Origin of the sequence: Pseudomonas bijieensis (genome assembly GCF_013347965.1) — a bacterium.
GTDB classification, from domain to species: Bacteria; Pseudomonadota; Gammaproteobacteria; order Pseudomonadales; family Pseudomonadaceae; genus Aquipseudomonas; species Aquipseudomonas bijieensis.
The window spans coordinates 3,739,285-3,760,844 of record NZ_CP048810.1 but is presented as its reverse complement, the minus strand read 5'-3'; the positions used below and the strand labels follow the sequence as shown (position 1 = coordinate 3,760,844).

Annotated in this window: 15 protein-coding genes; 7 read left to right on the top strand and 8 right to left on the bottom strand. The window is 61.2% G+C overall.

The genetic code is table 11. The annotated features are described in order from the left end of the window. Positions 1-154: 154 nt before the first annotated feature. The gene (gene trmL / locus GN234_RS16405) at positions 155-610 is read right to left on the bottom strand and encodes a tRNA (uridine(34)/cytosine(34)/5-carboxymethylaminomethyluridine(34)-2'-O)-methyltransferase TrmL (protein ID WP_058546236.1); all 456 of its coding nucleotides are present in this window, start codon (positions 608-610) and stop codon (positions 155-157) included. Between trmL and GN234_RS16400 the strand changes: the two genes are divergently transcribed. Next, positions 609-1,049 carry a hypothetical protein gene (locus GN234_RS16400; protein WP_176688775.1) on the top strand — a complete coding sequence of 147 codons (441 nt, stop codon included), beginning with the start codon at positions 609-611 and terminating at the stop codon, positions 1,047-1,049. The two genes, trmL and GN234_RS16400, sit on opposite strands and share 2 nt — an antisense overlap. A 527-nt stretch (positions 1,050-1,576) precedes the next feature. On the opposite strand, the gene ntrC is transcribed toward GN234_RS16400, so the two are convergent. From ntrC to glnA, 6 genes are all read right to left on the bottom strand, one after another. Next, positions 1,577-3,013, bottom strand: coding sequence for a nitrogen regulation protein NR(I) (ntrC, locus tag GN234_RS16395; RefSeq protein WP_109751990.1), 1,437 nt, complete (start codon positions 3,011-3,013; stop codon positions 1,577-1,579). Beyond that, the gene (gene glnL, locus GN234_RS16390; RefSeq protein WP_053117539.1) at positions 3,010-4,095 is read right to left on the bottom strand and encodes a nitrogen regulation protein NR(II); all 1,086 of its coding nucleotides are present in this window, start codon (positions 4,093-4,095) and stop codon (positions 3,010-3,012) included. Before glnL ends, ntrC begins: the two co-directional genes overlap by 4 nt. Before the next feature lie 253 nt (positions 4,096-4,348). After that, complete coding sequence (locus GN234_RS16385) at positions 4,349-4,972, bottom strand: DUF4124 domain-containing protein (RefSeq protein ID WP_116833964.1); 624 nt, start codon at positions 4,970-4,972, stop codon at positions 4,349-4,351. Further along, positions 4,969-5,484: a DUF4124 domain-containing protein gene (locus tag GN234_RS16380; protein ID WP_109752355.1), complete on the bottom strand. Its 516-nt coding sequence runs from the start codon at positions 5,482-5,484 to the stop codon at positions 4,969-4,971. The genes GN234_RS16385 and GN234_RS16380 overlap by 4 nt, the downstream gene beginning before the upstream one ends. A 319-nt stretch (positions 5,485-5,803) precedes the next feature. Next, complete coding sequence (locus GN234_RS16375; protein WP_176688774.1) at positions 5,804-6,367, bottom strand: chorismate mutase; 564 nt, start codon at positions 6,365-6,367, stop codon at positions 5,804-5,806. A 123-nt stretch (positions 6,368-6,490) separates the two neighbouring features. After that, positions 6,491-7,897 carry a type I glutamate--ammonia ligase gene (gene glnA, locus GN234_RS16370; RefSeq protein ID WP_003196860.1) on the bottom strand — a complete coding sequence of 469 codons (1,407 nt, stop codon included), beginning with the start codon at positions 7,895-7,897 and terminating at the stop codon, positions 6,491-6,493. Between the two features lie 328 nt (positions 7,898-8,225). Here glnA and thiI point away from each other — a divergent pair, with 328 nt between their 5' ends. Beyond that, entirely contained in the window at positions 8,226-9,680 is a 1,455-nt protein-coding gene (thiI, locus tag GN234_RS16365; RefSeq protein ID WP_163855697.1) for a tRNA uracil 4-sulfurtransferase ThiI, read from the top strand. A gap of 138 nt (positions 9,681-9,818) precedes the next feature. Further along, entirely contained in the window at positions 9,819-11,639 is a 1,821-nt protein-coding gene (gene typA, locus GN234_RS16360) for a translational GTPase TypA (RefSeq protein WP_053117555.1), read from the top strand. A gap of 231 nt (positions 11,640-11,870) precedes the next feature. Here the strand turns inward: typA and GN234_RS16355 are convergent, their stop codons facing one another. Further along, positions 11,871-12,308 (bottom strand): YkgJ family cysteine cluster protein, encoded by a 438-nt coding sequence (locus tag GN234_RS16355; protein WP_003196865.1) that lies wholly within the window; start codon positions 12,306-12,308, stop codon positions 11,871-11,873. Between the two features lie 252 nt (positions 12,309-12,560). On the opposite strand from GN234_RS16355, the gene GN234_RS16350 reads away from it, so the two are divergent. The 4 genes from GN234_RS16350 (at position 12,561) to GN234_RS16335 (ending at position 21,560) form a co-directional block, all read left to right on the top strand. After that, on the top strand, positions 12,561-15,011 hold the full coding sequence (locus GN234_RS16350) for a glycogen/starch/alpha-glucan phosphorylase (protein ID WP_109751995.1): 2,451 nt from the start codon (positions 12,561-12,563) through the stop codon (positions 15,009-15,011). A 290-nt stretch (positions 15,012-15,301) separates the two neighbouring features. Then, on the top strand, positions 15,302-18,925 hold the full coding sequence (locus GN234_RS16345; RefSeq protein ID WP_176688773.1) for a DUF2339 domain-containing protein: 3,624 nt from the start codon (positions 15,302-15,304) through the stop codon (positions 18,923-18,925). Continuing rightward, complete coding sequence (locus GN234_RS16340; RefSeq protein WP_176688772.1) at positions 18,922-20,298, top strand: DUF3999 domain-containing protein; 1,377 nt, start codon at positions 18,922-18,924, stop codon at positions 20,296-20,298. The genes GN234_RS16345 and GN234_RS16340 overlap by 4 nt, the downstream gene beginning before the upstream one ends. Before the next feature lie 251 nt (positions 20,299-20,549). After that, complete coding sequence (locus GN234_RS16335; protein WP_116833968.1) at positions 20,550-21,560, top strand: class 1 fructose-bisphosphatase; 1,011 nt, start codon at positions 20,550-20,552, stop codon at positions 21,558-21,560.

The following is a 21,560-nucleotide window of genomic DNA, read 5'->3' as shown; positions in this document are numbered from 1 at the left end:
GCATAAAACCTGTGGGAGCGAGCCCTGTGGGAGCTGAGCTTGCTCGCGATGAACGATGACGCGGTTTTGCAGTTGAACCGTGTCGACCTCATCGCGAGCAAGCTCAGCTCCCACAGGCTCGCTCCCACAGGTGTTTCTGGCTGACAGCAAGGGCTCAGGCGAAACCGTTCTGTCGCCACGCCTCATAAACCGCCACCGCCACGGTGTTGGACAGGTTCAGGCTGCGGCAGCCTTCGCGCATCGGCAGGCGCAAGCGTTGGTCGGCGGGCAGGGCGTCCAGCACCTCGGCTGGCAAGCCACGGCTTTCCGGGCCGAACAGGAACGCATCACCGGCGACGAAGCTGGCGTCATGGAATGGCCGCGAACCCTTGGTGGTAAAGGCGAACAGGCGTGGATGCCCGAGGCTTTCCAGACAACTGGCAAGGTCGGCGTGACGCTGCAAAGTGGCATACTCGTGGTAGTCGAGGCCGGCTCGGCGCAGGCGCTTGTCGTCCATCTCGAAGCCCAGCGGTTCGATCAAATGCAGGTGGCAGCCGCTGTTGGCGCACAGCCTGATGACGTTGCCGGTATTCGGCGGAATTTCCGGTTGAAAAAGGATGACGTGAAACATGCACGGCTCCGCAAACAAAGATGAGCGGCATTCTACGCCGCAAACCGATGAACGTTCGAAGCTAATGCCTCGGGTGATGGGCTCGTTGGCGATTTTCGGCATGATGGTCGGACTGATGATCGGACGCCTGACCACGCCCGAACCGAGCGTATTGCAGCAGGTCGAGATGGCTGATGGTGGGGTGGTGGTCTGGTTCAACAACGAACCCAAGCTACACGGGGAAGTCATCGACGGCTCGGTAGCGCTGTTGTTCGAAGCAGAAGGTCGACCGCAGAGCGGTCAGTTGAAGCTCAATGGCAAGGACGTGAACTGGCGAGTGCGATTGAGTGACAAGGGATTGTTGCTGACACTGGTGGCGGCGCGTCCATTGCGGGGAGAGTGGACCGGCAGCGAGGTGGATGACCGCTGGCGGTTGGAGGTCCGTCTCCAGGAGCAATAAAAGAGGGAATCCCCGGCCTGCCTGTACCAAGGTCCCCAAAACGGGAGGGCTGGCGCTCGGCGCATAGCCCTGGGTGTAAAGAAGGGAAACCTTGACCTGCCTGTATCAAGGCCCCCAAAACAGTGGGCTCGATGAGCCCGGTATAAAAGTGGGGAATCCCCGGCCTGCCTGTACCAAGGTCCCCGAAACTGGGTAGTGATTGAGTTATTGCAGGGGTCGTGCCAGTTTTTAATGGCTTGTCACAAAAAAACTGCTGATGGTGCGCGAAGCCCCGTATTCCGGGGCTTTGGCTTTTATTTGAGCTGGTTTTCCCGAGGAGGATCGAGTGGCTCCTGCTCATAAGGCATGCGCAATTGCGGTTCATGGTGCATTGGTGCGGTGCATGGCACCCTTAAAAAGCATCGCGAGCAGGCTCGCTCCCACAGGGTTTGGTGGTGCTCACAAATATCGCGAACACCGAAAATCCATTGTGGGAGCGAGCCTGCTCGCGATTGGGCCTTCAAGTTCAGCGAAGGGTTACAGGCCGATCAGCCCTCATCCCCGTCATCATCATCCCCACCATCGACCTTCATCCCCAATTCCTTGATCTTGCGGGTCAAGGTATTGCGGCCCCAGCCCAGCAGCACGGCGGCATCGCGACGGCGACCGGCGGTGTGCTTGAGGGCGGTTTCGATCATGATCCGCTCGAAACTCGGCACGGCGCTGTCCAGCAGGCTCGACTGGCCGCGGGACAGGGCCTGGTCGGCCCACTGGCGCAAGGCTTGTTCCCAGTTGGTCACTGGGGCCGAGTCCTGTGGCAGGCTCAACAGCTCCGGCGGCAGGTCGCTGATGTGCACTTCGCGACCCGAAGCCATCACCGTGATCCAGCGGCAGGTATTCTCCAGCTGGCGCACGTTACCGGGCCACGGCAGGTTCTTGAGGTATTCCTCGGTTTCGCCCTTGAGCAGCTTGGGCTCCACCGCCAGCTCCTGGGCCGCGCGGCTGAGGAAGTGCCGGGCCAGGGTCGGGATGTCTTCGCGACGATCCGCCAGGCGCGGGATATGAATGCGGATCACGTTCAGACGGTGGAACAAGTCTTCGCGGAACTTGCCGGCGTGAACCAGGGTTTCCAGGTTCTGGTGGGTCGCGGCGATGATGCGCACATCGACCTTGACCGGCGTATGCCCGCCCACCCGATAGAACTCGCCGTCCGCCAGTACACGCAGCAAGCGCGTCTGGGTGTCGGCCGGCATGTCGCCGATCTCATCGAGGAACAATGTGCCGCCGTCGGCTTGCTCGAAGCGCCCGCGCCGCAGGTTGGCCGCGCCAGTGAACGCACCTTTTTCGTGGCCGAACAGCTCGGACTCCATCAGGTCCTTGGGAATCGCCGCCATGTTCAACGCGATGAACGGCGACGCCGCCCGTGGGCTGTGGCGGTGCAGGGCGTGAGCCACCAGTTCTTTACCGGTGCCGGATTCGCCGTTGATCAGCACGGTGATGTTGGAGTGGCTCAAGCGCCCGATCGCGCGAAACACTTCCTGCATCGCCGGCGCTTCGCCGATGATTTCCGGGGTGCGGGCCAGGGCCGGCACCTCTTCCATGCCTTGTTGTTCCTGGGCGTGTTGATTGGCGCGCTTGACCAGCGACACCGCTTCATCGACGTCGAATGGCTTGGGCAGGTATTCGAAGGCCCCGCCTTGGTAGGACGCCACGGCGCTGTCCAGGTCGGAATGGGCGGTCATGATGATCACCGGTAGCCGCGGATGCTGCTCGCGAATCCGCGCCAACAGATCCAGGCCGCTGGCGCCAGGCATGCGGATGTCGGAGATGATGACGTCCGGTTGCTGACGCGCCAGGCGACTCATCACCCCATCGGCGCTGTCGAAGCTCTGGGTGGTCATGCCTTCCTGTTGCAAGGCTTTTTCCAGGACCCAACGGATAGAACGGTCGTCATCGACGATCCACACGGTTTCACTACGGCTCATGTCGATGTGGCTCCTTGTTCCAGTGGCAGGAAGATCGAGAAGGTGGTGTGGCCGGGGTGGCTTTCACACTCGATCAAGCCCTGATGCTGACTGATGATGTTCTGGGTGATGGCCAGGCCCAGCCCGGTACCGTCCGGGCGACCGCTGACCATGGGGAAGAAAATGGTTTCCTGCAGCTCGGCAGGGATACCCGGGCCGTTGTCGATGATCTCGATCTTGGTCACCAGGCGATGGCGCACGTGGCCGATGGTGAACTGGCGCATGGCCCTGGTGCGCAGGCTGATACGGCCCAGGCGCAGTTCGTTCTGGCTGCTGATGGCTTGCATCGCGTTGCGCACGATGTTCAGTACGGCCTGGATCATCTGCTCGCGGTCGATCAGGACATCGGGAATGCTCGGGTCATAGTCGCGCACCAAGGTGATGCAACCCTGGCTTTCCGCTTCCACCAGGCTGCTGACGCGCTCCAGCACTTCATGGACGTTGCACATCGCCAGCGATGGCAGCTTGTTCGAGCCGAGCATGCGGTCTACCAGGTTCCGCAGGCGGTCGGCTTCCTCGATGATGACGTTGGTGTAGTCCTTGAGGCTCTCTTCCGGCAGTTCACGGGCGAGCAACTGCGCCGCGCCACGAATCCCGCCGAGGGGGTTCTTGATCTCATGGGCCAGGCCACGCACCAGCATCTTGCTGGTTTCCTGCTTGGATAGCTGGGCCTCTTCCTTGGTGATGCGCAGCAGGCGATCACGGGGGTGGACTTCCAGCAGCAGCAAGGTGGCGCCGTTGTTCAGGATCGGCGTGACCGCATAATCCACTGTAAGGGTCTGGCCGGTCAGTGCGGTGAGCATCGCCTCGCGCTTGGTGAACGGATGGGCCTGTTCCACTGCCTGGCGCAGGGAGTTGAGCGCCTCGGCGGATTCGGTGAATAACTCGCTGATGAACTGCCCGTGGCTGCGCTGGCCGCTGACGGCCAGGAGCATCTCCGCCGCCGGGTTCATGTACTCGAGGCGCAATTCGGCGTCGAGCAGAATGGTTGCGGTGGTGAGGTTGTCGAGCAGCAAGCGGTGTAGTGCGTCGCTAATGGTCATCAGGACCTCTTTTGGAGCGTAGCAACTCGGGGCCGGTCCCAAATTGCGCGCGCGATTAATGCGCTGTTACAAGGAAAATGCAAAAACCAAACCAAGGCTCCGAAAAGAAGCGTTTAGAGCCTCAAAAGGGTGTTTTTCGCCCGGTTGCGTGGCGTTCTGCCAGCTTTTTCGGGTACTTTCGAACCAAAATGGGTTTGGAATCTGGGTAGCGTGCAATGTATTGCACCAAGATAGTGCGCCAACCTGAGCAGCGTTAAAAGAACGGCAGGATGCTGCTTTTTTCTTCTTCGGGCTTTTCGGCCAGGGGGCACTCGGGACGTTGACCGTAATCGGTCGTGGCGCAGGGTTTGATGCGACGCTTCTGCGCCAGGGACATGCGTTGCATATGGAAGGGCTGATTGGCGGTGCGTTCGACGATACGGTCTTGCTCATCGAGGATCTCTACCGCCAGATGATGGGTGCCTCGGTCGATGTTACTCAAGGCAAACACCGGGCTCGGCCCTGGTGCGCCCGTGGGCTGGCCGTCGAGCAGCAGGCGGTAGCGGTGGCCTTTTTGCAGGCCGGGTTCGCTGGTGACGCTGACGATCAGTTCGCCTGCGGTGCTACGTATCGTCGCGTCCGGCTCGGGTATCAGCAGGCGGAGCATTTCGTAATGAAACAGCGGCTCGGGCCGCGCTTCGGCCGTAGGCGCCGCGGACGTTCCTGAAGGCGGCGCCGGCATCCGATTGCTGGGTGGCAGTTGGACTTTCTTCGCATTGCCGGGGCGCGGTTGATCGGTGAACACGCGATTGCCCTGGGCATCGATGTAGGTGTAGACCTGGGCCGCGCCTGACTGAGCGATCAGCAACAGGCCCAGCGCCAGCAACCGGCGGATCATGGCCGGTGCACCCGCTGCACGGTGAAGGTGACGGTTTCGCTTTGTTGCACGAGGGTTTCCCCATCAATCACCTGGACCGCCAGGCTGTGCTCGCCCCGGTCGATATTCACCAATTGCAGGCGTGGCACGTTGGTCGGCTGGCCGTAGGGGTGCCCGTCCAGTAGCAGCCGGAACAGATGCGGGCTGCGCAATCGCGGTTGAGCCTGTACGCCAACAGTGAAGGTGCCGTTGTTGGCGCGCAGGGCCTCGTCGGTGGGAATGTCCGTCAGTTCCAGTATCTCGTAGGCATTGCGTGGCTCGTCGCTGTTCGCGGAGGCTGGTGGTGCGCCCGGGCTGGCCGGGGATTGGCGTTCGATGCTGTTGAGCGGCGGTAATTCCACCGTCTGAGCCGGTACGCCTTGGGGTGGCTGGTTGCTATAGGCGGTGTTGCCCTCGGCATCGGTGTACTTGTAGATCTGCGCGGCGGCTGGCAGAGCCAGCAACAACAGGATGATTGAAAAACCACGACCCATGAAAATCGACCGAAAACGAAAAGTGATGGGTGCAGCATAGGCCAGGCGACGCGGATGGCCCAAGTTGTTGTATCGCACCCCTTGTGGGAGCGGGCTTGCTCGCGAAAGCGGTGTGTCAGTCGCTGAGATGTTGGATGTGGCGGCCCTTCGCGAGCAAGCCCGCTCCCACATTGGATCTGTGGTGTTCACAGCCTTTATGGCCGACGCTGGATCCCTGTGGGAGCGAGCCTGCTCGCGATGGCGGCGTGTCAGGCGCTGAGGTGTTGGATGTGCAGGCCTCATCGCGAGCAGGCTCGCTCCCACAGGGGAAGGGGGGGGCTCAGGATTTTGGGGAGAGGCACAGTCCTCCGGTTGCCCGGATCAGGGCCAGCCGGTGCACCGGGTGCTGCTTGTTGTGGTGGGTAGCTCGAGCCAGCCATTGCGGGCACTGCGGGTCGGTGCGGTAGGGGGCGAAGTCGGCCAGTTGTTGCAGCAGCCGCTTTTGCAGTCGGTCGAGTTGCGGGCGGATCTGTCCCACCAGGTCCGGGCGCGGAAGGTCCGGGGCCTTGCCTTCCAGGGCCCAGTCGGACAAGTCGATGTACTGCACCATTTTGTTGGCTTCTATCTGGGCTGCGAAAAACGCTTCCACGGTTTCGCCACTCAGCTTGTAGGCCGGCGCCTGGGCGACGGCAGCGGCAATCACTTCCCGCTCGCGCTGACGGTCTTCTACCGGTTTATGGCTGTCCCATTTGCTCAACGCCACATCATCGGCGAGGGCCAGGCGTTCGCCAATGGCGTTAAGCAGCGGGGTAAGGGCGTCAGGAGCGGGAGTGGAGGCGGCTTCGGCGGTGCCGGCCAACAGCGCGGCAGACAGGGCAAGGCAGAGCTTGAAGCGCAAAGTCATGGGCAGTCTCGTCTTCTATGGAGGGGGCGGGGAGGCATCATGCACGCAACCTGCGCCCATAAAAAAGGCCTCCCGAAGGAGGCCTCTCTTTAATTCACGCCGTGCGTGGCGGCGCTTACCGGATCAGCAGCTGTAGTACAGCTCATATTCCAGTGGGTGTACGAAGGTGCGAACCTTGATTTCTTCTTCGCTTTTCAGTGCGATGTAAGCGTCGATGAAGTCATCGCTGAATACGCCGCCCTTGGTCAGGAACGCACGGCCCTTGTCCAGCTCTTCCAAGGCTTCTTTCAGGCTACCGCAAACCTGTGGGATTTCCTTGGCCTCTTCAGGCGGCAGGTCATACAGGTTTTTGTCGGCGGCATCGCCAGGGTGGATCTTGTTCTGGATACCGTCCAGGCCGGCCATCATCAGTGCAGCGAAGGCCAGGTATGGGTTGGCAGCCGGATCCGGGAAGCGAGCTTCGATACGGCGGGCTTTCGGGCTGTTCACGTAAGGAATACGGATCGAGGCGGAGCGGTTGCGAGCCGAGTAGGCCAGCATGACCGGGGCTTCGAAGCCTGGTACCAGACGCTTGTAGGAGTTGGTCGACGGGTTGGTGAAGCCGTTCAGGGCCTTACCGTGCTTGATGATACCGCCGATGAAGTACAGGGCGGTGTCCGACAGGCCGGCATAGCCTTCGCCTGCGAAGGTGTTCTTGCCGTCCTTGGAGATCGACATGTGAACGTGCATGCCCGAACCGTTGTCGCCGTACAGAGGCTTCGGCATGAAGGTCGCGGTGCGGCCATAGGCATCGGCAACGTTGTGCACGCAGTACTTCAGGGTCTGGACTTCGTCAGCCTTCTTGACCAGCGTGTTGAACTTCACGCCGATTTCGTTCTGGCCGGCAGTCGCCACTTCGTGGTGGTGAACTTCGACGGTCTGGCCCATCTCTTCCAGTGCGTTGCACATGGAGGTACGGATCTCGTGGTCGTGGTCGAACGGTGGAACCGGGAAGTAGCCGCCCTTGATACCTGGACGGTGGCCTTTGTTACCGCCTTCCACGTCCTGGTCGGACATCCACGAACCTTGTTCGGAGAAGATCTTGAACATGGAGCCGGAGATGTCGGACTTGAACTTGACCGAGTCGAAGATGAAGAACTCAGGCTCAGGACCGAAGAAAGCGGTGTCGCCGATACCGGTGGACTTCAGGTATTCCTCGGCGCGGTGGGCAATGGCGCGTGGGTCGCGGTCATAGCCTTGCATGGTCGAAGGTTCGATGATGTCGCAGACCAGGATCAGGGTCGGCTCTTCGGTGAACGGGTCCAGGACGGCGGTTTCGTCGTCCGGCATCAGGATCATGTCGGAGGCTTCGATGCCTTTCCAGCCGGAGATGGAGGAGCCGTCGAACATTTTCCCGATTTCAAAGAATTCGTCGTCCAGCGCATCACGGGCCGGCATGGTCACGTGATGTTGAGTACCTTTGGTGTCAGTGAAGCGCAGATCAATCCACTTGACGTCATGATCTTTGATGAGTTGAACCGACTTCGACATATGTCCTCCGGGTGGCTTCGGGCGGGTAGTGGAGTGCCCTTAGATATGGGTGATGCCGGCGCGAATACTCTGCCAAGGCAACCTGCCTCACAAGGGAGCAAATTGCATGCCAGTGCCCCAGCATGGGTTTTTTGCACCAAATCCACGCTTTTGAGGGCCTTAATCGCGGATTGTCAGACAATAACGCACTGCAATGTGGCGTCGTCAATCGATAATGACCTGTTTTGGTGCATGCAAAACGATCTGCACATTAACTGGTTAAACCTTGAGCAATTTCCGCTATAATCCGCGCCCCCCTTTTTCGGCTGGCCGTTCGCGCGCTGTTTTCATGAAACTAATCGTAAAAGTCTTCCCCGAGATCACCATCAAGAGCCGCCCGGTACGGATGCGTTTCATCCGCCAGTTGGCCAAGAACATCCGCGCCGTGCTCCGAGACCTGGACCCGGCCGTGGTGGTGAACGGCGTGTGGGACAACCTCGAGCTGGAAACCCGTGTCAGCGAACCCAAGGTCCTGAAGGAAATGACCGAGCGCCTGAGCTGCATGCCGGGCATCGCGCATTTCCTGCAAGTCGATGAGTACCCGCTGGGGGATTTCGACGACATCCTTGCCAAGTGCATGCTTCATTATGGTGATGCCCTGGCCGGCAAGATCTTTTCGGTGCGTTGCAAGCGTGCCGGCAAGCACCCATTCAGTTCGATGGATGTGGAAAAGTACGTCGGCAGCCAGTTGCGCCGACAGTGCGGTGCGGCCGGTATTTCGTTGAAAGACCCACAGATCGAAGTGCGCATCGAAATTCGCGACCAGCGGCTGTTCGTGATCCACAGCCAGCACAACAGCATCGGCGGTTATCCGCTGGGCTCGCTGGAGCAGACCCTGGTGCTGATGTCCGGCGGTTTCGATTCCACGGTGGCGGCCTACCAGATCATGCGTCGCGGCCTGATGAGCCATTTCTGCTTCTTCAACCTCGGCGGGCGTGCCCATGAACTGGGCGTGATGGAAGTGGCGCACTTCATCTGGAAGAAGTACGGCAGCTCCCAGCGCGTGTTATTTGTGAGTGTGCCGTTCGAGGAAGTCCTGGGCGAGATTCTCGGCAAAGTCGATAACAGTCATATGGGCGTCATTTTGAAGCGTATGATGTTGCGCGCCGCTTCACGAATTGCCGACCGCCTGCAAATCGACGCGCTGGTGACCGGCGAGGCGATCTCCCAGGTGTCGAGCCAGACGTTGCCGAACCTGTCGGTGATCGACTGCGTGACCGAGAAGCTGGTCCTGCGGCCGCTGATTGCCAGCCACAAGCAGGACATCATCGACCAGGCCAATGCCATTGGCACCGCCGAGTTTGCCCGACACATGCCGGAGTACTGCGGCGTCATCTCGGTCAACCCGAAGACGGCGGCCAAGCGCGGGCGGGTCGAGCACGAAGAGAAAGAATTCGACATGGCGATACTCGAGCGGGCGCTCGAAAACGCCAGGCTGGTACCGATCGATCGCGTCATCGACGAATTGGGCCAGGACATACAGATTGAAGAAGTCGGCGAAGCGCTGGCCGGTCAGATCATCATCGACATCCGTCATCCGGACGACGCTGAAGACGACCCGCTGAGTGTCGCCGGCATCGAGGTAAAAACGATGCCGTTCTATGCAGTGAACGCGCGTTTCAAGGAACTGGACCCTACTCGCCAGTACCTGTTGTATTGCGACAAAGGCGTGATGAGTCGCCTGCATGCCCACCATTTGCTCAGTGAGGGGCATGCCAATGTGCGCGTTTATCGACCGAGCTAAGTGCCCGGGGCTGTTTGCCTGTGGCCTGCGTCACCGGCCCCCCGACGCCGCCGACAGGCTGTAACGGCTTTGTCGGACTCAACGTAAATCGCTGCCACGACCTGTCAGCACACCGAATCCTCTGATCGAGATACACAAGTGATCGAAAATCTACGCAACATCGCCATCATTGCTCACGTTGACCATGGTAAGACCACCCTGGTAGACAAACTCTTGCGTCAATCCGGCACCCTGGAGCGCAACGAGCTCAACGACGAGCGCGTGATGGACTCCAACGACCAGGAAAAAGAGCGCGGTATTACCATCCTGGCGAAAAACACCGCCATCAACTGGAATGGCTACCACATCAACATCGTGGACACCCCGGGCCACGCCGACTTCGGTGGTGAAGTAGAGCGCGTGATGTCGATGGTCGACTCCGTGCTGCTGCTGGTCGACGCCCAGGACGGCCCTATGCCGCAAACCCGTTTCGTGACCAAGAAGGCTTTCGAGGCCGGCCTGCGTCCGATCGTGTGCATCAACAAGGTTGACCGTCCAGGCGCGCGTCCGGACTGGGTCCTGGACCAGATCTTCGACCTGTTCGACAACCTGGGCGCCACCGAAGAACAGCTGGACTTCAAAGTCGTCTACGCCTCGGCCCTGAACGGTATTGCCGGTCTGGACCATACCGAAATGGCTGAAGACATGACCCCGCTGTACCAGTCGATCGTCGACAACGTACCCGCACCGAAAGTCGACCGTGACGGTCCGTTCCAGATGCAAATCTCGGCACTGGACTACAACAGCTTCCTGGGTGTTATCGGTGTTGGCCGTATCGCTCGTGGTCGCGTCAAGCCGAACACCCCGGTCGTGGCTATCGGTGCCGACGGCAAGCGCCGCAATGGTCGTATCCTGAAGCTGATGGGTCACCACGGTCTGCACCGTGTAGACGTTGAAGAAGCGGCTGCCGGCGACATCGTCTGCATCAGCGGCATGGACTCGCTGTTCATCTCCGACACCCTGTGCCACCCGGACACCGTTGAAGCGATGAAGCCGTTGACCGTCGACGAGCCGACCGTTTCCATGACCTTCCAGGTCAACGACTCGCCATTCTGCGGTAAAGAAGGCAAGTTCGTGACGTCCCGTAACATCAAGGAACGCCTGGACAAAGAACTGCTCTACAACGTTGCACTGCGCGTTGAAGAAGGCGACTCGGCCGATAAGTTCAAGGTCTCCGGCCGTGGCGAACTGCACCTCTCGGTTCTGATCGAAACCATGCGTCGCGAAGGCTTCGAAATGGCTGTAGGCCGTCCGGAAGTGATCATCCGTCTGGTTGACGGCGTGAAGCACGAACCGTTCGAAAACGTCACCATCGACCTGCCGGAAGAATCCCAGGGCAAGGTGATGGAAGAGATGGGCCTGCGTAAGGGCGACCTGACCAACATGGTGCCGGATGGCAAAGGCCGTGTACGTCTGGAATACAACATCCCTGCTCGCGGTCTGATCGGTTTCCGTAACCAATTCCTGACCCTGACCAACGGTGCTGGCATCCTGACCTCGATCTTCGACCGTTACGACGTGATGAAGTCTGGCGACATGTCTGGCCGTCAGAACGGCGTTCTGGTTTCGGTTGAAACCGGCAAGGCGCTGACCTACTCCCTGGAAACCCTCCAGGCGCGTGGCAAGCTGTTCGTCGAGCACGGCCAGGAAATCTACGGCGGCCAGATCGTTGGTCTGAACAGCCGTGACAACGACCTGGGCGTTAACCCTACCAAGGGCAAGAAGCTCGACAACATGCGTGCTTCGGGCAAAGACGAAACCATCGCCCTGGTTCCACCTGTTCGCTTCACCCTGGAACAGGCCCTGGAATTCATCCAGGACGATGAATTGTGTGAAGTGACGCCGAAGTCGATCCGCCTGCGTAAGAAGATCCTGGATGAAAGCGAGCGTACCCGCGCTGCCAAGAAAGCCAAGAACTGATTTAGCCCAGGCTGAATGAAAAACGCCCCCGGTCGTGAGATCGGGGCCTTTTTTTTGCCTGGTTTTTATGCTGGAAGTTATGTGGCGTCTGTAAGGGCCTCATCGCGAGCAGGCTCGCTCCCACAGTTGATCTGCAGCGACCACCGCTTTTTTGTGTCCGATACAAATCCAGTGTGGGAGCGAGCCTGCTCGCGATGACAGTGGTCCAGGCACCGCTGAACCTTCTATGGATCAGAACTTGTCCAGCGTCCGCGGATTACGCTCGCGCTCCACTTCCTTGGGCTTGTAGGCACAATAGCCCGGCCGTGGCCCGACCCGCGGATGGTTGCGGCAAGTGTCCGGGCGCTTTTCATAAATGGTGCACAAGCGGCTCTTGCGGTCCAGATAAAGGCAATCGTTGTTGCTCATGCGCTGGAGCGTGAAGATTTCCGACTTCTGGTTGTAGCGCTCGACGATCCCTTCCTTTTGCAGGCGCTTGGCGATGTTTTTCGGCGGGTCGCCCAGTTCGAACTCATCGACGATGCCGATGCGGATCAGGTCTTTGATCTTGACCTCCACCGGCAGCGTGCAGCAGCTCGACACGCAGGAACCGCACATCGGGGCGGAGTACTTGGCCCAGGTATCGAGTCGGTCGATCTCCGCGGCGGCGATCAGGTTGGGCTTCATCATCACGGTTTACCAGCATGCATCAGGGCGCGCGATCATACCGGGACTGGTGAAATTTTGAACGACCATCCGCCAGTTTTTTTTCATCCCGGCCAAACCGCTCCCGGACCGGCACGGCCCCTGCATTCATTCGCTCATCCGGCAATTCCCTGGCGACGATTCTCCGTCACAGGGAAAAACCACCGAACCAGAGCCTGTGCCGTCTGTCAGACCGACTAGGCTCAGACAATTCCATGCTCGTTCGAGGTCTCATCAATGACTCAAGAACCACTTGTTCGCGAAGCTGAAGTCGCTGCATTTCGCGACGCCGTTTTGACCAAGCTCACTTATGCCGTCGGCAAGGACCCGGATCATGCGTTTGATCACGACTGGTTCGAAGCCATTGCCCTTGCCGCCCGCGACCATATGGTCGAACACTGGATGGACCACACGCGGCAGATCTATCGCAAGGGCCAGAAGCGTGTCTATTACCTCTCCCTGGAATTCCTCATCGGTCGCTTGCTCTACGACAGCCTGAGCAACCTCGGCCTGCTGGACACTGCGCGTGAGGCCCTGACTGAGCTGGGCGTGGACCTGGAGCGCATTCGCCTGCTCGAACCGGATGCGGCACTGGGCAACGGCGGCCTCGGCCGTCTGGCGGCGTGTTTCATGGAAAGCATGTCGACCCTGGGCATCGCCGGCCACGGCTACGGCATTCGCTATGAGCACGGCTTGTTCCGCCAGGCGATCGTCGATGGCTGGCAGCAGGAGCAGACCGAGCATTGGCTGGATTTCGGTAACCCGTGGGAGTTCGAGCGGCCAGAGGTGGTCTACCCGATCGGCTTTGGCGGCAGTGTCGAGACCGTCACCGACGATGCCGGCAAGACCCGGCAAGTCTGGTCCCCGGCGGAAACCGTGCGGGCCATTGCCTATGACACGCCAGTGGTGGGCTGGCGCGGTGCCAGCGTCAATACCTTGCGACTGTGGCGCGCCCGGGCGGTGGAAGACCTGCACCTGGAGCGCTTCAACGCCGGCGACCACCTGGGCGCGGTAGCGGAGGTGGCCCGGGCGGAAAGTATTTCCCGTGTGCTGTACCCGGCCGACAGCACCGAGGCCGGCCAGGAACTGCGCCTGCGCCAGGAGTACTTCTTCGTTGCCGCCTCGCTGCAGGACTTGCTGCGCCGCCATCGCAACATGCACACCTCGGTGCTGACCCTGGGCGATCACGCGGCGATCCAGCTCAACGACACCCACCCGTCGATCGCCGTGGCCGAACTGATGCGGCAACTGGTGGACGTCTACGACGTGGCCTGGGACGCTGCCTGGCAGATCACCCAGGACACGCTGTCCTACACCAACCACACGCTGCTGCCCGAAGCCCTGGAAACCTGGCCGGTAGGGCTGATGGAGCGCATGCTGCCCCGGCACATGCAAATCATTTACCTGATCAATGCCCAGCACATCGATTCGCTGCGGGCCAAGGGCGTGCACGATTTCGATGTGTTGCGCTCGGTGTCGCTGATCGAAGAAGACAACGGTCGCCGGGTGCGCATGGGCAACCTGGCGTTCCTCGGTTCCCACAGCGTCAACGGCGTGTCCGGACTGCATACCCAACTGATGCGCAGCACGGTGTTCTCGGAGCTGCACAAACTCTATCCGGACCGGATCAATAACAAGACCAACGGCATCACCTTCCGCCGCTGGTTGTTCCAGGCCAACGCCGAACTGACCTCGATGATGGTCGATGCCCTCGGCCCGAGCGTGCTGGACAACCCCGAGCAGCGTCTGATCGAACTGGAGCCGTTTGCCGATAAACCGGCGTTTCGTAAACAGTTCGCCGAGCAGCGTCTGCATAGCAAGAAAGCCCTGGCTTACCTGATCCACGAGCGGTTGGGGATTGCCGTGAACCCGGCGGCGATGTTCGACGTGCAGGTCAAGCGGATCCACGAGTACAAACGCCAGTTGCTCAACCTGATGCACACCGTGGCGCTGTACCAGGCGATCCGCGCCGAACCGGAAGTGGACTGGGTGCCGCGAGTGAAAATCTTCGCCGGCAAGGCCGCCGCCAGTTACCACCAAGCCAAGCTGATCATCAAGCTGACCAACGACATCGCCCGAGTGGTCAACAATGACCCAACCGTGCGTGGCTTGCTCAAAGTGGTGTTCCTGCCCAACTACAACGTCAGCCTGGCCGAGAGCATCATTCCTGCGGCGGATTTGTCGGAGCAGATCTCCACCGCCGGTTTCGAAGCGTCGGGCACCAGCAACATGAAGTTCGGTCTCAACGGTGCGTTGACTATCGGCACCATGGACGGCGCCAACGTGGAAATGCATGAGCGCGTCGGTGGTGAGCACATGTTCATCTTCGGCTTGACGGCTGAGCAGGTCGAAGCCCGCAAGCGCAATGGTGAATTCAGCGCCGAGCCGGACATCGCCGCCTCCCATCGGCTCAATGATGTGTTGCAGGCGATTCGCGGCGGGGTGTTCTCGCCGGATGATCCGATGCGCTACGCCGGGCTGGTGGACTCATTGATCAATTACGACCGTTTCCTGGTCTGCGCCGATTTCGACGCCTACTGGGACGCCCAGGCCAAGGTCGAAGAACGTTGGCATGATTCCAAGCAATGGTGGCGTTCGGCGGTGCTCAACACTGCGCGCATGGGCTGGTTCTCCTCGGATCGGACCATCCGTGAGTACGCCACCGACATCTGGAAAGCCCTGGAATAGCACTTGCTGTAAGAAATGTGAGCGAAGCCCAACGGCGGTTGGGCTTCGTCGATATACTAAGCGCCAGTTTCGCCGGGCTGTGCGGCGGACTCAGTAATTGGAAACGCACCAATCCAATGTGGGAGCGGGCTTGCTCGCGAATGCGGTGTAACAGTCAACGATGCTGTGACTGACACTCCGCATTCGCGAGCAAGCCCGCTCCCACAGGTTTTGGGGCTTTCCACTAGACTGATCCAGGCACCGCATCACCCCGGTTACGCCCGCAACGGGCCGCTTAGGGGATATCGACCATGCAATGGATCTTGACGCTGTTGGGCCTGGCACTCGGCTGGGTGGTGGACGAGTCGTTCGCCGATGCGCTGATAGGCGCGCTGGTGGGGCTTGGCATTGCCCAATCGTTTCGACTGGGCCGCCTGGGTCTCCAGGCGACCAAGCAACAGGTCTTGTTGCAAGAGGCCCAGCAGAGCTTGCTCACGCTGCAAGCCCGTCTGGCGGTTCTCGAACTCGGCAAGGTGGCCGAATCGAGTGATCCGGCCCCAGCGCCCGAGGTTGTCGTACCCCAGGCCGCGAAACCCGAGACGCGCACCGAGCCAGAGCTCATCTGGGAATTGCCGCCAGACCTCGAGCCCGTTCCCTCGATGGCCACCCAGGCCAGCCAGCCGTTGCCCGATGACGTTTGGAAGCCCGCGCCAGAGACCTCCAGTCGGCGTGCCCAGCGCGACTTTGCCCCTCTGCCTCTGGAACCGATGGTTGCGCAACCGACGGCGCCGCGTGGTCCTAACTTGTTCGACCGCGCCATTATCGGCGCGCGCAACTGGCTGTTCGGCGGCAACACGGTGCTGCGGGTCGGCGTGGTGCTGCTGTTCCTCGGCCTGGCGTTCCTGTTGCGCTACGCCACCGAAGGCATGGTGGTGCCGATCGAACTGCGTTACGCCGGCGTCGCGGCCAGCGCGTTGGGCCTGCTGGGCCTGGGCTGGTGGTTGCGTCAACGCAACAGTAGTTATGCGTTGATGCTCCAGGGCACCGGGATCGCCGTGCTGTACCTGACGGTGTTCGCCGCCATGCGCCTGCATCCGTTGCTCGATTCCAAGGCGGCCTTGGGGTTGCTGGTGGCAGTCACCGTGTTCTCGGCGATCCTGGCAATTACCCAGAACGCCCTGGGCCTGGCTGCGGCTGCGGCGCTGGGCGGGTTTGCCGCACCGATCCTGACGTCTACCGGCAGCGGTAACCACGTTGCCCTATTCAGCTATTTCATCCTGCTTAATGCCGGCATCCTCGCGATAGCCTGGTTCAAGGCCTGGCGCCTGCTGAACCTGATCGGCTTCGTCGGCACCTTCGGCATTGGATTCGCCTGGGGCCTGCGTTCTTACACGCCGGAACTGCTCTGGAGCACCGAGCCGTTCCTGATTCTGTTCTTCCTCATTTACCTGGCGATCGGCTTGCTGTTCACCCGTCGCAAACTGTTGGAAATGAGCGATGCCCCAGAGGACGGCAGCCGCGACGCATTGCTGCGCTGGTCGGCGCGCAAGGGTGATTACGTCGACGGCACGATGTTGTTCGCACCGCCGCTGGTGGGTTTCGGTTTGCAGTTCGCCTTGGTGCAGCATCTGGAATTCGCCGCTGCGTTCAGCGCCCTGGCCCTGGGCATGATCTACATGGGCCTGGCCCGCGTGCTGATGGGCGGGCGCGCCTTGCTGCTGGCCGAAACCTGCCTGGCCCTGGGAGTGATTTTTGCCAGCCTGGCGATTCCCTTGGGGCTTGACGCGCGTTGGACCTCGGCGGCCTGGGCCGTGGAGGGCGCAGGGATTTTCTGGCTGGGCCTGCGCCAGCAGCGACCCTTGGCCCGAGCGTTTGCCTTGTTGCTGCAATTGGGCTCGGCACTGGCGTTTGTCAGCGAGTTGCGCAACGGCGACGGCAGCCTGCTCGATGGTTCACCGCTGGGGGCATTGATGCTCGGCGGCGCCTTGCTGTTCACGTTCTACCAACTGCTCAAGGCTGCGCCTGAACACTGTGCAGCCTGGGAGCGCCGGGGCCTGCCAGTGCTGGCGGTGCTGGGGCTGAGTTTCCTCTATCTGCTGGCACCGCTGTTCTTCCTCATTCACGGCACCGCCATCGCTTGGGCCCTGGCCGGATTGGCGACGCTGTTTGTCGGCCTGCGCCTGCAATCGCGCAGCTTTCTGTTCACTGCATTTGCGGTGCAATTGCTCGGTGGCGCATTGTTCCTGGTGCGCTTGCAAGGCGCCGAAGGTGATTCGGCGGCGGTGTTCAGCGCGGGCTGGAGTGGTTTGCTCAGCGCCTCGCTGATCGGCCTGGCGTTGATTGGCGGCATGTTGCTGGCGGCACGCGACGATATGGTGCGCAACGATGTCCGGTTGCTGCGCGGCCTCTCAGTGGTGTTGCTGGCAGGACTGGTGCTGATCAATCTAGCGGTGCTGTTCGTGCTGCCATGGCAAACGGCGAGTGGCGTGTGGGCGGCCAGCGGTCTGTTGATCATCTGGCTGAGCCTGTACCTCAAACAACGCGTGAGCTTTGTCTTCGGCCTGCTGCTGCAACTGCTGGGCGGTGCGGCGTTCCTGACGGCAGGGCCGACGCTGTTGGGGCCGCTCAGCGCCGAGGATCTGCGGCCCTTGGCCCACAGCGGCTTCTGGACGCCGCTGGTGCTGGGGCTGGCAGCGCTGGTGGGGGCGTGGCGACTGCAACGGGCCCACGCGGCGCAGGAGTTGCAAGCCTTGGGCTTGCAGCGTCTGTCCGAGTTGCTGCTGATCTGGGGTGCCGGTTGGTGGGCGCTGGCGTGGGTCAGCGAAGTGCTGCGCTTCGCCCCGGCGAACCTGCAAGGTAGCTTGTTGCTGCTGGTCGCGGCGATCAGTGTGGCGGTGTGGACCGTCTTGGCGCTGCGTTTGAAATGGCCGGCGCTGGGGCTGCTGTGCACCTTGTTGATTCCGGCGGCGGGTTGCGTGCTGGTGGCGACGGGGCACGGCTACTATCACCCTGCCGCGGATTTCGGCTGGCTGGCCTGGCTGGCGGTATTTGCCGTGCACTTCTTCTCTCTCAAGCGCCTGGCGGCGATGCTGCCGGCCCGGGCGCGCAGTACGGCCCATGTGCTCGGTTGCTGGTTGCTGATGGCGGTGTTGATGCTGGAGTTGCGTTACGGCCTGCTGTTGCTGTCCGAGCAGTACAACGCTTGGCGCTGGCTGGGTTGGGCGATCCTGCCGAGCCTGTACCTGGTGTTGATGGCCGCGCCGCGTGCCTGGCCATGGCCGATCTCGGCCCAGTCGCGCGAATACCGGGTCTATGCGGCGGCGCCCATGGCGCTGTTGATGCTCGGTTGGTTCTGGCTGACCAACACCTTCAGCGATGGAACCGCAGAGCCACTGCCTTACGTGCCGTTGCTCAATCCCTTGGAGCTGGGCCTGCTGTTCGCCTTGTTCGGTGTCTATGTGTGGGCCCGCAACGCCGTGGCGCAATCGACGAATCGTTGGAACCGCGTCGGACACATCGCCCAGTTGATCGCTGGTGTGTCGCTGTTCGCGTTCTTCACTGCCTTGGTGATGCGCAGTGCCCACCAGTGGATGGGCGTGCCGTTCGAGCTCGATGCGCTGCTTGAATCCATGTTCGTGCAAGCCGGGCTGTCCATCGTCTGGACCTTGATCGCCCTGGGCCTGATGATCGGTGGGCACCTGCGTCACCGTCGAGAGGTGTGGCTGATCGGCGCGGCGTTGATCGCCGTGGTCGTGGCCAAGTTGTTCTTTGTCGAGTTGAGTAACCGTGGCGGTCTGGCGCGGATCGTGTCGTTTATCGGCGTGGGCGTGTTGTTGCTGGTGGTGGGCTATTTCGCGCCGCTGCCGCCCAAGCGCCCGGAAACGGCCTCGCCGGCCGAGCCGCCGATGCCTGTCAGTGAGGGAGTGTCGTCTTGAGTCGCAAGTTGAGTCGCATCGGACTGGGTGTGGTTGGGTTGTGGGTGGCATTGTCGGCTACGGCCCAGGAGCAACTGGCGGATTTCGCCCATCAGGTGCCCTTGGCCCTGAGCGGCGAAGGGCCGTGGTATCGCCTGCCGTTGCCACTGGACGTTCAGTTGCAAGCGCGGCAGACCGACCTGAGCGACCTGCGGGTCTTCAATGCGGCTGGCCAGGCCCAGGCCTACGCGTTGCTGCGCGAGTCGGCCCAGAGCCGGGAAAACCGTACCCTCACCGACGTGAAATGGTTCCCGCTGTACAACGCCGCCGATGACAACGAGCGTGCGCCCAGTGTGCGGGTGCAATCGAACGCCAACGGCACCCTGGTGGAAGTTCAACCCTCCAGCCGCCTCGAAGCGGGGGAGGAGGAACTGCGTGGTTGGCTGTTGGATGCCAGCGCGATCAAGGCGCCATTGCAGCAACTGATCCTCGACTGGACCAGTGAGCGGGACGGTTTCCAGCGGTTCACCATCGAAGCCAGTGACGACTTGCAGCATTGGCAGTCGTGGGGCGAAGGCCAGGTGGCACGCCTGACCTTTGCCGATGAGCGGGTCGAACAACATGAAGTGAGCTTGCCGGGGCAGCCGGCGCGTTACCTGCGGTTGCTGTGGGATTCGCCATCCTCCGCGCCAGTGCTGACCTCGGCCCAACTGCAAAGCGCCAGCCGCGAAAGTTTGCCGTTGCCACTGGTCTGGTCGCAGCCGTTGGCCGGCAGCACCGCGAAGGCCGGTGAGTACACCTGGCAGTTGCCCATGGGGCTGAACATCGAGCAGGTGCAGGTCGAGCTGAGCCAGGCCAACAGCCTGGCGCCGGTGACCTTGGCCGGGCGTCGAGAAAGCAGCCATCCGTGGCAATCGCTGGGCAGTGGCTTGCTCTATCGCCTGACCCAGAATGGCCAGGATGTGCTGCAAAACCAATTGCAACTGTCTGGTCAGACCGTGCAGCAATTGAAACTGACCGTGGACGAGCGCGGCGGCGGCCTGGGAACCGAAGCTCCGGCCCTGCGCTTTGCCGTACGCCCGACCCAGGTGGTGTTCCTGGCGCGCGGCGAGGGGCCTTATAGCCTGGCGCTGGGCAGTGCGACAATCAAAGCGGCCAGCCTGCCATTGACCACCCTTGTGCCTGACTACAAGCCGTCGCGCCTGGCGACGCTGGGTACGGCGACGGTGAACGGCGTGGCCACGTCGACCCCGGCTGCGGCCACGGCAACCGCGCCTGCGACGGTCGAGACCAACTGGAAGAAAATCGGCTTGTGGGCAGTGCTGTTGATCAGCGTGCTGTTCTTGGCGGCGATGGCGTTCAGCCTGCTGCGCAAGCCGCCGGTCAAAAACTGAGGTGCTGCGCACCCATCGCGAGCAGGCTCGCTCCCACACTGGATTCATGTCGTATACAAAATTGTGTCCGCAGAAGATCAAATGTGGGAGCGAGCCTGCTCGCGATAGCGTCCTCTCAATCAACAGAAATACCCAAGCGAGGCGCCAGCCCGTGAACTCAATCCTCCATATCCCGTCTCATAGGAGGAATTAAGTCCCGACTCGCGCTAAACTGCGCTGGTTTTTCCGCCCCCTATTCTTCGGAGCCGTCCATGTCCCGCGTTACCTTGAGTCGCTATTTGATTGAGCAGACCCGCAGCAACAACACCCCTGCCGATCTGCGCTTTTTGATCGAAGTGGTGGCGCGTGCGTGCAAGGAGATCAGCCACGCCGTTTCCAAAGGCGCGCTGGGTGGTGTCCTGGGCAGCATGGGCACTGAAAACGTACAGGGCGAAGTGCAGAAGAAGCTCGACGTGCTGTCCAACGAAATCCTGCTCGAAGCCAACGAATGGGGCGGTCACCTGGCCGGCATGGCGTCCGAGGAAATGGACAATGCCTACCAGATCCCGGGCAAATACCCCAAGGGTGCCTACCTGCTGGTGTTCGACCCACTGGACGGTTCGTCGAACATCGACATCAACGCCCCGGTCGGCACCATCTTCTCGGTACTGCGTTGCCCGAACGAGTACCTGAGCCAGAACGAAGCCCTGAATGAAAAGGCCTTCCTGCAACCAGGCACCCAGCAGGTCGCCGCCGGTTATGCCATCTACGGCCCGCAGACCATGCTGGTGCTGACCCTGGGCGACGGCGTCAAGGGTTTCACCCTGGACCGCGAGATGGGCAGCTTCGTCCTGACCCACGAAGACATCACCATTCCTGAAACCACCCAGGAATTCGCCATCAACATGTCCAACCAGCGTCACTGGGAAGCTCCGGTAAAACGCTACGTTGAAGAGTTGCTGGCAGGCGAGGAAGGCCCGCTGAAGAAGAACTACAACATGCGTTGGGTTGCCGCGATGGTTGCCGATGTGCACCGGATCCTGACCCGTGGCGGTCTGTTCATGTACCCGCGCGACAGCCGTGAGCCGTCCAAGCCGGGCAAGCTGCGCCTGATGTACGAAGCCAACCCGATGTCGTTCCTGGTGGAGCAGGCGGGTGGCGCTTCTACCAACGGTCACCAGCGTATCCTCGACATCCAGCCTGAAGGCCTGCACGAGCGTGTGGCGGTGTTCCTCGGTTCGAAGGAAGAAGTCGCCCGCGTCACGGCCTACCACAAGGAATAA